The following is a 13,427-nucleotide window of genomic DNA, read 5'->3' as shown; positions in this document are numbered from 1 at the left end:
GCAATGTGTTCAGCGCACCGGATGGATACGCCAGATGGCAAACGGCAGATGCCAGGGCTCGAGCCGCACCGACTGCCACTTGCCCTGCCATGTCCAGCGCTGCCCGGCCATCAGGTCCTCGACGTGCAGCGCGCCATCGTCGGGCAGCTCAAGCTCCCAGAGCGGCAATTCGAAGTCCCCCGCCTGCGCCTCGAACGGGTCGAGACACACGACCACCAGAACGAAGTTGTCGCGCGCCTCGGTACGCTTGCCGAACAGCAGCAACCGCTCGTTATGAATGGGGTAGAAGGCAATGCCCAGATGCGTCTGCAGGGCTGGGTTCTCGCGTCGGATGCGGTTGAGCTGGGCGATCTCGTAGCAGATGTTGCCGGGGGCGGTGTAGTCCCGTGGGCGGATCTCATACTTCTCCGAATCGAGATACTCTTCCTTGCCCGGCACCGGCGCGCCCTCGCAGAGCTCGAAGCCGGAATACATGCCCCAAAGCCCCGAGCCCATCGTCGCCAGCGCCGCGCGCAGCAGAAAGCCCGGCCGGCCGGACGACTGCAGGAAGTAGGGATTGATATCCGGCGTATTGACGAAGAAGTTGGGGCGAAAGCCCTCGCGTAGCGGCGCGGCATTCAGCTCGGTGAAATAGGTCGTCAATTCGCGCTTGGTGTGGCGCCAGGTGAAGTAGGTATAGCCCTGGTTGAAGCCCAGCTTGCCCAGACGCGACATCATCGCCGGGCGGGTGAAGGCCTCGGCGAGGAACAGCACCGACGGGTCACGCCCGCGGATATCGGCGATCAGCCACTCCCAGAATGGCAGCGGTTTAGTGTGCGGATTATCGACGCGAAAGGTCTTGACGCCCTCGTCGACCCAGCCCTGCACTATGTCGCGCAGCTCGATCCACAGCGAAGGGATCGCGTCCTCGGCATAGAAATCGACGTTGACGATGTCCTGATATTTCTTGGGCGGATTCTCCGCATAGCGGATAGACCCGTCGGGGCGCCACGAGAACCAGCCGGGGTGTTCCCTGAGCCAGGGGTGGTCCTGTGAGCACTGAATGGCGAAATCCAGGGCGATTTCCAGGCCGTGGTCGGCTGCAGCGCGCACCAGACGGCGAAAATCTTCTCGCGTGCCCAGTTGGGGATGAATCGCTTCATGTCCGCCCTCCTCGCTGCCGATCGCATAGGGGCTGCCGGGATCATCCGGGCCGGCGACGAGGGCGTTGTTGGGTCCCTTGCGGTGCGTCTTGCCGACCGGGTGGATGGGGGGAAAGTAGAGTACGTCGAAGCCCATGTCGCGGATCATCGGCAGCCGCTTGTGTACGTCGTTGAAGGTGCCGTGCCGGTTGGGATCGTCGGTTTCCGAGCGAGGAAATAGCTCGTACCAGCTGGCAAACCGCGCCTCGAGCCGCTCCACTTCCACGGGATAGCGCGCATCGCTGCGGGTCAGGTGGGGTCGCATGTCCGCCTCGTGCATCAGCTGCGCCGTCTCGCTTTCCAGCAGCACGGCGACACGCTCGACTTCCTGCTCGGCCTGACCGAGTCGCGCAAGGATAGCCTCCAGCCCCTTGCCGAGCGCGCCGTCGCTGTCCTCGGCGGCCCGCTCCACCAGCCGGCGGCCCTCCTCGAGCTCGAGCGTGACCGACACCCCGGCCTGATGCTTCTTGGTCAGCTCGTAGCGGTAGGTGGCGTAGATATCCCACCACGCCTCGATGATGAAGGCATGACGCCCGACACGGCGCGGGGTGAAACGCGCCTCCCAGATATCCAGGCCCAGCGGGCGAACCAGCTGCATCGCCTCGCGCTGCGAATTGCCCTGATCGTCGAACCAGCAGACGGCGGCGGCCAGCACGTCGTGTCCGTCGGCAAAGATCACCGCCCTGACGATCACCGGCTCGTCGACGATGGCCTTGGTGGCGAAACGTCCGTGATCGAGCGACGGCTGCACGGATTCGATGGCAATACGCGGCGCCTTGACGGCCGCCAGCACATCGGCCGGGTCATGCTCTTGCGTCGCGACACTGTCGGCCGCGAACTGCAGCGGATAACTCATCGGCATGCTCCTCTTGCTCCCGCGTTTCCTCCTGAAAGGCGGGCAGTTGAACGACCAGCCTGGGTCAGCGCGTCGGGGTGACGGTCCCGGGCACGTCCTGTACCAGCTCCAGCAGAGTGAGTGAACGCCCCTCCATGTCGTGCACGTCACCGAAGGAGCGATAGACCGGCGCCTCGTCTTGAGCATGGCTGGTGTCGAGACGGCACAGCCAATGGCTGCCGCGGGCGACAACCGGCAGCGCAAACGTCACGCGCTCGTGGTGGGCGTTGAACAACAGCAACAGCGTGACGTCATCGCCGGCGCGGCGGATGCCGGAGGGTTGTGCCCGGCCATCGAGCAGCAGGCCGAGCGTGCGCGCCTCGGGGTCCTCCCAGCGTTCGACGTGCATCTCCTCGCCATCCGCCGCCAGCCAGGTCACCTCCCGCAAGCCCAACTGATCGTTATACTCCCCGCTCAGGAAACGCCCGCGGCGCAGGATCGGGTAGCTCATTCTCAGCGCGATCACCTGGCGCACATAATCGATCATCGCGTGCGCATCGGCGCCCAGGTTCCAGTCGACCCAACTGATCTCGTTGTCCTGACAATAGGCGTTGTTGTTGCCCTGCTGCGTGCGCAGCAGCTCATCGCCCGCGAGCAGCATCGGCGTGCCCTGGGAGAACAGCAGGGTGGCGAAGAAGTTGCGGATCTGACGCAGGCGCAGCGCCTGGATCTCGGGGTCGTCGGTGGGGCCTTCCACGCCATGGTTCCACGACAGGTTGTTGTCATGACCGTCGTTGTTGTCTTCCCCGTTGGCCTCGTTGTGTTTCTCCTCGTAAACCACCAGGTCATGCAGCGTATAGCCGTCATGGGCGGTCACGAAATTGACCGACGCGAAAGGCCGACGCCCGCGGCGGTCAAAGAAATCCGCCGAGGCCATCAGCCGCGTGGCGAACTCGGGCAGCTGCCCTTCATCGCCTTTCCAGAAGGCGCGCACGTTATCGCGGTAACGATCGTTCCATTCCGCCCAGCCTGGCGGAAAACCACCGACCTGATAGCCGCCGGGGCCGCAGTCCCAAGGCTCGGCGATCAACTTGACCTGGCTCAGGATGGGGTCCTGGCGGCAGGAATCGAGAAAGCCGCCGCCCTCGTCGAAACCGTGCGGCTCGCGACCCAGGATGGTCGCCAGGTCGAAACGGAAGCCGTCGACGCGCATCTCGGTAGCCCAGTAACGCAGCGAGTCGGTGACCATCTGCAATACCCGTGAATGGCTCAGGTTGACCGTATTCCCGGTGCCGGTATCGTCGATGTAGTAGCGCCTTTCGTCAGGCATCAAGCGGTAATAGGTAGCGTTGTCGATCCCCTTGAGCGACAGGGTGGGCCCCAGCTCATTGCCCTCCGCGGTGTGGTTGTAGACCACATCCAGGATGACCTCGAGATTGGCCGCGTGGTAGCGCGCCACCATCTGCTTGACTTCGTTGATACTCTCGCCGGAGAGATAGCGCGAATGCGGCGCGAAGAAGCCCAGGGTGTTATAGCCCCAGTAATTGCGCAGCCCCCGCTCAAGCAGGTGTTGATCGTCGATGAAGGCGTGAATCGGCAACAGTTCGACCGACGACACCCCGAGCGAGCGGATGTAATCCACCACCTCGTTGACCATCAGGCCGGAAAACGTTCCCCGTAGCGCCGCCGGCACTGCGGGATGGCGCATGGTGAAGCCCCGGACATGGGTCTCATAGACGATGGTGTGATCCCAAGGCAGCTGGATGCCCCGCGACCGTCCCCAGGTAAAGGCCGGATCGACCACCCGACAGCGGGGCATGAAGGGGGCGCTGTCGCGCTCGTCGAAGCTCAGGTCGCCCTCGGGGTCGCCGATGGTGTAACCGAACAGCGCCTCGTCCCACTGCAATTCGCCGACAATCTGCTTGGCATAAGGGTCGAGCAGCAGCTTGTTGGGATTGAAACGGTGGCCGTCCGTCGGAGCATAGGGGCCATAGACCCGATACCCATAGAGCTGGCCGGGTCGCGCATCCGGCAGGTAGCCGTGCCATACCTCGTCGGTGTATTCAGGAAGTTCGATGCGCTCCAGTTCCTGCTGGCCGTCGGCATCGAACAGGCACAGCTCGACCCGGGTCGCATGGGCCGAGAACAGGGCAAAGTTGACGCCAAGCCCATCCCAGGTGGCTCCCAATGGAAACGGCCAGCCCTCACGCACCCGCGAACGGTTGAGCACTCCCGGTGTTTCTTCCGTCGCGACGCTCGCCTCATTGTCACCTAACGCATCCCGTGTGGTCATTCATCTCGTCCTTGATCGATCCTGATTTGTCTCCTGTCGCACGTGCCCTGACGAAGCCTGCTGGCTTTTCGCCCGTCCCGGCGCCGCCTCACGTCTCTCCAGGCTTGGGCGTCTTGTCACGCAACGACGATCGCATGCGCTTCTTGCTTGGCTCGGGCTTAGTCGTCTCGGCCTGGGCCTTCTGCGTGGTTTTTTGCGTGGTTTTCTGCGTGGCGGGGCTCTTGCGCGCCGAGGTCCCTGCCTTGCTGGTTCCTGTCTTTTCCCCCGTCTTGGCCGCTGCCTTCGATGCCGCCTTGGCGGGCGTCTTCTTGACGTCAACGGTCTTGGGGGTAGCAGGCGTGTCCGGTGCTGGCGCAGGCGCACCCGTCGCGCGGTCATGAACCGGCACGTCATCGACAGATACTTCCTCGGCCGGCTCATCGGCGGCGAAATCGTCGCGGTACGGGCTTTCCTCGAAACCGGGGGCGTCCTCGGGGTCATCCAGGGGCAGGCGGTTTTCCTGGATGCCGATCTCATCCTCTTCCAGGGGAAGATCCTCCTCGAGGATAGGCGCCTCGTCGTGGGGGGCATCCAGCGCATCAAGCTCGGCCTCATGCCGCGCAGCTCGCTCGGCGGCTACGATCTTCCATGCCATGTCCCAATGGCGCTGGGCCTGCCCCTCGGGGCGCCCCTCGGATTCCCAGATGCGATACGCGAGTTGGCGTACCCGCTGTTCGTCGTCAGCCATCCTCATGCCCTCCTTGATGATCAGATACTCCTTGTCGGCCTCGCTATACCGGCCGTTGCTCCGGGCCATTCACCTGGCTACGCACCCAAACCCCGGCGGGGAAATCCGCCAGTAGCTCAGCGGGTGACAGCGCCTCCTCCTCAAGCGACAGCGAAGCGCGGGTGAGCACCTCCTGCCATTGACCTTGCAGGTTTGGCGTCAGATGGATTCGCGTATTTTCCCAGCACGCCGGCGGAATCACCGGATGCGGGGCATCCGCGAGCCATCGGCTGACCAGGCGGGGCACCACGACCAGCACCGCCTGATCCGCATGATGACGAACGAAAGCCACCACCTGGGCGGCTCGGGCGCCATCAATGGCCAGCGACTGGTAGTCGCCGGCCTCGAAGAGGCGCGGCTGCGCCTGCCGCAACGCCATCAAGCGTACCAGCACGGCCTGCTTTACCTGGCCGTCCTGCCAATGTGTCAGGGCATCGACTGGTCCCTCATCCGCCTGCAGAGAGGCGCTACGCGCTGCGTAATCGACCTCCCGACGGTTGTCGGGATCCACCAGGCTGTAGTCCCAGTAGTCGCAGCCCTGGTAGAGATCCGGCACCCCCGGCACCGTCATGCGCAGCACCACCTGCACCAACCCGTTGATCGCCCCGGGCACATCGAGACGTCTTGCCGCCTCGGCAAACTCGGCCCGCCACGCCGGGTCGTGGAGCAGCCTTTGCAGATACGCCTGACAGGCCGATTCGTAGGCCTCGTCGGGCCAAAGCCAGTGGCTGCGCAGCTTGGCCTCGCGCAGGGCCTTGACCTGCCATTGGCTCAGCCGCTGTGAGAACACCTCCATGCCCTCGTCGTCGTCAGCGGACAGCGTGGGCGGCCAGGCGCCCAGCAGCAGTTGGTAAAGCATGAGCTCATCGGCCGGTGACGGTGCCGGCCCCGACGGCAGCGTCTGGCGCCATGACTCGCCCTCGATTCGCCAACGCCGCATGCACTCGGTGAGGTCCTTCGCCTGCTCGCTGATGACCGCCAGCCTCGCCCGCACGTCTTCGCCGCGCTTGTGGTCATGCGTCGCGGTGGCCAGCAACGACGCGGGGAAGCGCTCGCGCCGCTGCCGACAGGCCGTATGGAAGTCGGCGGGGCTATGGCTGAAATGCTCCGGGTCAAAGCCAACATCATTGCGTGAGATCAGTACCGCACTGCGGTAGCCGGCGGTGTCCTCGACCGCCTTGGCGGCCACCGGGGAAGTCAGTTGCTGAAAACGCACGATGGCGCGACGACGCAGCTCGCGCGCCTGGTCGTCGTCGCAGTCATCCGGTGCCTCGCCGCCCAGCCAGCGCTCCAGTTGCTCGAGTACGGCGACCTCGGGGGGCCGTACCTCGCCGCGCGCGCCGTCGAGCGCCTGCTGGAAGAATTTGCCATCCTGCTCGGGGCGCCCACCATCATCGGCATAGGTTCGATAGACCGGGAAATGCACGATGAGCGCCCGCAAGGTTCGCTGGATGGCGCCCAGTGTGATGTCACGGCTGGCCAGCGAATGGCGCGCCACGTCATGTAGCGCCTGGGCGCAGGCCGCGAACTCGCTGGCAAGGACAGTATCGAGTATCTCGCCGCGGGCCAGACGCACCTCGACCAGGAAATCGTCGTCTCGGCCGGTCTCCTCGCGCCACAACGCTTGCAGCGGTGCCGCGCCCGCGGGGTCGTGCTGCAGCCCCGACACCTGGTTCATGAACTCGTAGCCGGTAGTGCCGTCCACGCCCCAGTCGTCATGCAACGCTTCGTCGGCGGCCAGGATCTTTTCCACGTACAGCGCGACACGCCGCGGTACTTCGGTTGGACGCTTGGCCTCGAGGGCATCGAGGCGCGCTCGAAGACGCCGGCAATACCCGGCGGGGTCGGCCAGCCCGTCGACATGATCGACGCGAAGCCCATCGACCCAGCCTGCCTCGACCAGTCTGAAGGCCAAGGCATGGGTGGCCTCGAAGACCTCGGGAAGCTCGACCCTGAGACCGCCGAGCTCGGTGATGTCGAAAAACCGCCGCCAGTTGATCTCGTCGCTTCCCGTGCGCCACCACGCCAGCCGGTAGGACTGCTTTTCCAGCAAGGCGTGCAGCCGCTGCGCACCCTCCGGGTCCTGGCCATCGAAGCGACGCATGGCATGCTCGAGCGAGTCGCGCGCGGCCGGGTCCTTTAGGCGCTCGCGCAGCGTCTGGCGCAACGGCTCGACGGCGGTATAGGCATCGTCGCGCGTGGCAAGCTCGTCGAATCGCCGAGCCAGGTCGCGCAGCGCGCCTTTTCCGGCATTAGGCTCGGCATCATGTTCAGCGTTGTCTTCAGAATCGCGCAGCAGCTCGCCGTAGTGGCGAGGGTCGAGCGGGAAGCGATGCTCGTGATAAACAAGATGGAAGCTGGCGGACGACGGTGCATAACGCAGCGCCAGCTGCCCCGACTGCAGGGCATCGGCGTAGGGCTCGCCCAGGAAGGGCACGAGCAGCTTGCCGTACAGCAGCGGATCGGGCGATGCCCAGTCGATATCGAAGAAGGCGGCAAAGGGGCTCTGCCGTCCCCAGGCCATCACGTCCTGCCACCAGCGATTCTCGGAGCCCCCGACGGCGACATGGTTGGGAACGATATCAAGTATCAGCCCCATCCCCTTGGCGCGCAGGCGCTGGACCAACCGCTCGAGGGCGGGCTCGCCACCCAGTTCAGGGTCGAGGCGGGTCGGGTCGATGCCGTCGTAGCCGTGGGGTGAGCCGGCCCGCGAGGTCTGCAGCGGCGAGGCATAGAGATGGCTGACGCCCAGGGCGGCGTAGACATCCACCCATTCGGCGGCATCATCGAGGGTGAAGCCACGATGAAACTGCAGACGCAGGGTGGCGCGAATGGGATTCATGAGCTGCCCCCTGTCTTCCGGGGGTTCTGGTGGATACTTTCGTCGAAGTTCTCGTCAGCGTTCTCGTTAACGCTCTGGCGAGCCAGACCGCGGGCCTTGGCCAGCGCCGCGAGGCGCTCGGCCACTTCGGGGGACTCCAGCAGCGCCTCTGTCGAGGCGGTCCACCGGCGTCGCCAATTGGGGTGCTCATCCAGGGTGGTCGGCAGGTTGGCTTGTTCCTCGAGACCCAGCGCATCCTCGACCGGCAGCAACAGCAGCGGTGCCGGGGTTCGGCCCAGATGGCACACGCAGGCATCGAGTACCCGCGAGATGGGAAAGTCCGCCGCCTCCAGCGTGGACGGGCCGCGCCGCGAATGCGTCAGGCCGATTGCCGCCGACAGGTTGGCGCGGGCTTCGCGGCGAGCCTGAGACTCGCTTTCGGCATTCTGATCGACCGCGAGCAGCCCCAGCCGGCTGCGCCATTCGATGTCCCGCCCCGCCCACCAGCCGGCGATAGTCGGCAGGTCGTGGGTCGAGGAGGTCGCTATGGCGTCGTCGGTCCACGCCGCAGCGTCCAGAAAGCCGCCCTGTTCGTCCTGTTCGAACCACAGCACCTGCATGCCGAGAATGTGCCGCGAGGCCAGCGCCTCGCGAAACCCGGCGGCCACCGTACCCAGGTCCTCACCGATGACGATGCCGCGATGGCGCCAGGACTCCAGCGCGATCAGCCGCAGCATGTCCTTGAACGGAAAGCGCAGGTAGGCGCCCTGGGTCGGCGGCGCGCCCTGGGGTACCAGCCACAGGCGCAGCAGGCCCAGTGCATGGTCGATGCGCAGGCCGCCGGCGTGAGAGAACCCGACACGCAGCATGTCGATGAAGCTGCGAAAGCCCGAGTGGATAAGACCATGGGGCGAGAACGACGCCAACCCCCAGTCCTGGCCATGCACGTTGAAGGTGTCGGGTGGCGCCCCGATCGAGACGCCCTGGAGCATTTCCTCCTGGCGGCTCCACGTCTGGCTGCCGGCAGCGTCGGCGCCGACCGCCAGGTCGGCGATCAGGCCGATCGCCATGCCGGCCTCACGGGCAGCCGATTGGGCCCCCGACAGGCCCTCGGCCACCAGCCATTGCAGAAAGGCGTGAAAATCCACCTCACGGGCATTGTCGTCGGCGAAGCGTGCCACCTCGGGGCTGTCGGGGCGTCGCAGCGCCTCGGGCCAGTCGTGCCAGCTGACCTGCGGACGGACCGTCTGCAGCGCCTCGAAGCGGCAATGGTCCTCGAGATGCTCGCCACCCTGCTGCCGAAATTGCGCCCAGCGCTGCTTGAGGGCCTGGGTGGTGTCGTCGTCGCGAGTGATGAAGTCATCGAACAGCGCTCGCAGCCAGGTCAGCTTGTACCGCCCGGCCGTCGGCCAGTCGATCAGATCCTCGGGTTCCAGCCGCTGCAGCGCAACCTCAAGGCCGCAGCGCCGGATCGCATGCTTGACCGGTGCCTCACCGAACAGCATCTCGGGCGCGGCATACAGGGCATTGCGTACCAGCCGGCTGGACGGAGCGTAGGGGCTGTAGCGCTCCGGCCAGGCAGTGAACATGGCATGTGTGGGGCTGATGGCGAGCGCCTGCGCGCCGTGTCTTGCCGCGTGCCGCGCCAGGGTCTGCAGGGCCTGCAGGTCACCGATACCGCCATCGCCGTCGCGGCGCAGGGCGTAGAGCTGCGTCGCCAGCCCCCAGGGGCGCGGCGCGGGGTCCGCGGCGGCATCGGCGACCGAGAAGCATTGCCGGGGCGCGACGGCCAGCGTCAGCTCGACGCCACAGACGGCGAGCCGGTGATAACCCGTCTGCGCGACCGCGGGCAGGCAACCTTGCGCATCGATTTCGCCCTCGCGCGCGCCGCCGTGCTCCAGCTGCAAGCGGTACGGCGTGCCAGGTGCCACCGAGGACGGCAGCGTCACGAGGGCATCGCACTCGGCGGTAATTAACGGTGGCCACTGCGCCGGCTCCTGGGGCTGGCGCAGGCGTTGCGCCCGGTCAAGGCTCGCGCGCAGCGTCGGCTCGTCGTTGGTGGGAAAGCCCAGCAGGTCAAGCATCATGCGTTGGATGTCTGTCGACAGGCGGCAGGGCTCGCCGTCGCTGTTTTCCCACTCCAGGATCAGGCCGACGGTTTCGGCGAGAAAGGACAGATCCTTCATATCCTTCATACGCTTACCTCTTCATCGCCGGGGTTGCTGCGATGCCAGGCCACGGCGGTGCGCGCGGGCAACCAGCCGCTCTCGGCGTCCACCGCGGCGTTCTGGCGAGTCTCGTAAAGACAATGCCCGACGCCGAAGCCCGATGTCGCCACCGGCGTATCGCCCAGGTTGAGCGCTATCACCAGATGGCTGGCATCGTTCAGACGCCAGCGCGCCACGACCGCTTTCTCGCCAAGCACCTCGGCACCCAGCGCCACGGCACCTTCAAGGCGGGGCACGATCTCATCACGGCGCAAGGCCAGCAGCGCACGATAGTGCGCCAGCCAGGCCGCATGGGGCGGTGTCTCGCGGGCATCGACGTCGGGGATCGCGTCCGTGAAGGTCTGCGGCGCGTTGGGATCGGGAATCGTCTCGCGCACCGCTTCGTCATGAAAGGCGCTGAAATCGGCGAATTCGGCACGCCGGCCCTGGCGCACCGCCTCGGCCAGCGCGTCGCGATGGTCGGTGAAGAACAGGAAGGGCCGCGTCGAGCCCCACTCTTCGCCCATGAACAGCAAGGGCACCATCGGCGACAACAGCAACAGAACCGTCGCGGCGCTTAGCGCCTGGTGATCGGCCAGGCTGGTCAGTCGCTCGCCGAAGGCGCGGTTGCCGGTCTGGTCGTGGTTCTGCAGGAACGCCACGAAGGCGGTGGGCGGCAGGTGCGCGCTGGGCTCGCCGCGCGTATGGCCGTGGCGTGACCGCTGGCCCTGATAGATGAACCCTTCTCCCAGGCAGCGCGCCAGTTTCTGCGTGGCGTCATCGACAAAATCGCGGTAGTAGCCTTCCCGCTCATCGGTCAGCAGCACGTGCATGACGTTGTGCCAGTCGTCGTTCCACTGGGCGTTGAAGCCTCGCGGCCCGAGCAGGCTTGCGGTGTTGCCTTCGTTTTCCAGCACCAGATGCACATGGCGTGTAGGGTCGATCGTGTCGCGAATCTCGCGGGCCATCTCGACCAGGAAGTCCTTTTCGCTGATCGCGTGGACGGCATCGAAACGCAGCCCATCGAGCCGGTATTCCTCGAGCCACATCCGCGCATTGTCGATGAAGAAGCGGCGCACCGCCGCTTCGCGAAAGTCGATGGAAGGCCCCCACGGCGTGATCAGGTCGTCGCGGAAGAAGGACCCGGCATAGTGGGGGAGATAGTTGCCGTCCGGCCCGAAATGGTTGTAGACCACATCGAGGAACACCATCAGACCCAGGCCGTGCGCCTCATCGATCAACGCCTTCATGTCGTCGGGGCTGCCATAGGAGGCCTCGACCGCATAGGGCAGCACGCCGTCGTAGCCCCAGTTGCGCGCGCCGGGAAACACGGCGACCGGCATCAGCTCGATTGCCGTGATACCCAGCGACGCCAGGTAGGGCAGGTAGCGTCGCACCCCGTCGAAGCCGCCCAGCGCCCCCACATGCAGCTCGTAGAGCACGGTTTCGTGCCACGGCCGTCCCTGCCAGTCGCTGTGCCGCCAGGCATAGCGCTGCGGGTCGATCACCAGGCTCGGCGCGTCGATGTCCCCCGCCTGGGCGCGCGATGCCGGGTCGGGGACCAGCGTGCCATTGTCGTCGCCTTCGAAGAACACGCGGTAACGATAGCGGGCGCCATGCCCGACGGGCGCCTCGATCATGAAGTGCCCGTCATCGCCGGCCTGCATCGTCATGCTCGGCTGGCCCTCGATCTCGACAGCGACGCCCGCTGCCGTAGGTGCCCAGAGGACGAAGCGCGTGGTCGCCTCGTCGATCACCTGGGCCCCGTAGGTCGGCACCGCCATGCGCGGCGCTTGGGTTGGCGGGTTCATGTGGGCCAGTCTCCCTGACGCAACAGCAGGGTCGTGAGGGCCGGCAGCGTCAGCTCCAGCGAGGCGGGATAGCCGTGACTGGGCGTGAGCTGGGCGCCGACGCCGGTGCCATTGCCGACGTTTTCCCCGGCGTAGAAGACGCTGTCGGTGTTGAGAATCTCGCGCCATGTCCCCAGGGCGGGCACCCCCAGGCGATAATGATGCAGCTGCGACGGGCCGAAATTGGTCACAACCAGCAACGGTGCCGTGCCCTCGGCGCCATAGCGCATGAAAACAACCACGCTGTTGGTCGAGTCATCGCCGACCACCCAGGCGAAGCTGTCGGGCTCGCCGTCACGATAATGCAGCGACGGCTCGTTGCCATAAGCGCGGTTGAGGTCGGCGACCAGGCGCAGAATACCGGCATGGCCGGGCCGGTCGAGCAAAGTCCAGTCGAGCTCGCCGCCTTGCTGCCATACGCGATCATTGGCGAACTCGGCTCCCATGCTGAGCAATTTCTTGCCGGGGTGGGCCCACATGAAGCCCAGACACGCACGCAGCGAGGCCAGGCGCTGTTCGGTCGTGCCCGGCATGCAGCCAAACCAGGTCGTCTCGACCGCCCATGCCTCGTCGACCAGCGGCAGGATGAAATGTGAATCGAACGCAGCGGCCATGACGCCGGTCAGGGTATCGTGATGGGCTCCGCGTGCCTCCGGAGGATGGCTCAGGTAAGCCAGGAGAGCCCGTGACCAATGAGTGTTCCAGAGCAGCAGACGCGAGGCAGAAGGGTCGACGTCCGGCGGCGTCCAACGGTATTCGCAGAACAGCACTACATCGGGGACATGGGCGGTAATCGTGGCCATGACCTTGCCGAGGAGCGCGATGCTGGCAGCATCTTCCCGGGGCGAGAGAGGCATCAGGCGCAGCCCGTCGAGATGAAAGCGCTCCAGCCACTCCAGCGCCTGAGCGACAACCTCCTCTTCCGCCATGGGCACGAGTGGAACGGCCAATGGCCATTCCACGATGACCCCGATCCCACCGTCGTGACAGGCATCGACGAAACGCGCGAAGCCGATGTTGGCCTCTGCTTCCTCCAGCCCCCTGAGCTCGACATGGGTAAACCCCAGATCGGCCACATAAGGCACCAACGAAGCTGCCAAGGCAGGCCAGGTCAGGGGCAGGCCTTGGGCGTTTCGTCGCCAGGCCCGGGCCTGCAACCGATAGATAGAAAGCGGCGAGGTCCGTAGGTCGTCGCGCAAGCGCTGCTGCAGCCAGGTGGCATCCTGCCAGCGGTGTTGTGCAAGCTCGTCTTCCGGATGTTGGCTGCCAGGCAGAACGTTGTCGGTATCGCCAGCCCCGCTCATCACCGGTTGTCTTGTCGCCACCTCATCGAACCTCGGCGCTGAAGGGTTCACCGATAACGTGTCACCGAGCGCCTGCCTTGAGGGAAAATGGCTGGTCATCGCGTCCGTCCCTGTTCGTCCTTGCTTCCTTCATACGCCGACCCACTGCCGACCGGCACGCCTTCCCTTTC

Annotated in this window: 7 protein-coding genes; all 7 read right to left on the bottom strand. The window is 65.7% G+C overall.

The genetic code is table 11. The features are described 5' to 3' along the window. Window positions 1-9: 9 nt before the first annotated feature. The 7 genes from KG088_RS04075 to KG088_RS04045 all read right to left on the bottom strand — a co-directional run bounded on the left by KG088_RS04075 (window position 10) and on the right by KG088_RS04045 (window position 13,356). Window positions 10-2,037: an alpha-1,4-glucan--maltose-1-phosphate maltosyltransferase gene (locus tag KG088_RS04075; protein WP_213824218.1), complete on the bottom strand. Its 2,028-nt coding sequence runs from the start codon at window positions 2,035-2,037 to the stop codon at window positions 10-12. A gap of 64 nt (window positions 2,038-2,101) precedes the next feature. After that, entirely contained in the window at window positions 2,102-4,309 is a 2,208-nt protein-coding gene (gene glgX, locus KG088_RS04070; protein WP_213824217.1) for a glycogen debranching protein GlgX, read from the bottom strand. A gap of 88 nt (window positions 4,310-4,397) precedes the next feature. After that, the gene (locus tag KG088_RS04065; RefSeq protein ID WP_213824216.1) at window positions 4,398-5,036 is read right to left on the bottom strand and encodes a DUF2934 domain-containing protein; all 639 of its coding nucleotides are present in this window, start codon (window positions 5,034-5,036) and stop codon (window positions 4,398-4,400) included. 43 nt (window positions 5,037-5,079) lie between these two features. Further along, window positions 5,080-7,917, bottom strand: a complete 2,838-nt coding sequence (treY, locus tag KG088_RS04060) for a malto-oligosyltrehalose synthase (protein ID WP_213824215.1) — start codon at window positions 7,915-7,917, stop codon at window positions 5,080-5,082. Beyond that, complete coding sequence (gene malQ / locus KG088_RS04055; RefSeq protein ID WP_250148055.1) at window positions 7,914-10,091, bottom strand: 4-alpha-glucanotransferase; 2,178 nt, start codon at window positions 10,089-10,091, stop codon at window positions 7,914-7,916. The genes treY and malQ overlap by 4 nt, the downstream gene beginning before the upstream one ends. Continuing rightward, window positions 10,088-11,914, bottom strand: a complete 1,827-nt coding sequence (gene treZ / locus KG088_RS04050) for a malto-oligosyltrehalose trehalohydrolase (protein ID WP_213824214.1) — start codon at window positions 11,912-11,914, stop codon at window positions 10,088-10,090. The genes malQ and treZ overlap by 4 nt, the downstream gene beginning before the upstream one ends. After that, window positions 11,911-13,356, bottom strand: a complete 1,446-nt coding sequence (locus tag KG088_RS04045; protein ID WP_213824213.1) for an alpha amylase C-terminal domain-containing protein — start codon at window positions 13,354-13,356, stop codon at window positions 11,911-11,913. Before KG088_RS04045 ends, treZ begins: the two co-directional genes overlap by 4 nt. Window positions 13,357-13,427: the final 71 nt, after the last annotated feature.

The sequence above is a fragment of the Halomonas jincaotanensis genome (assembly GCF_018448785.1).
GTDB lineage: Bacteria > Pseudomonadota > Gammaproteobacteria > Pseudomonadales > Halomonadaceae > Halomonas > Halomonas jincaotanensis.
This window is presented reverse-complemented; position numbering and strand designations above follow the sequence as displayed.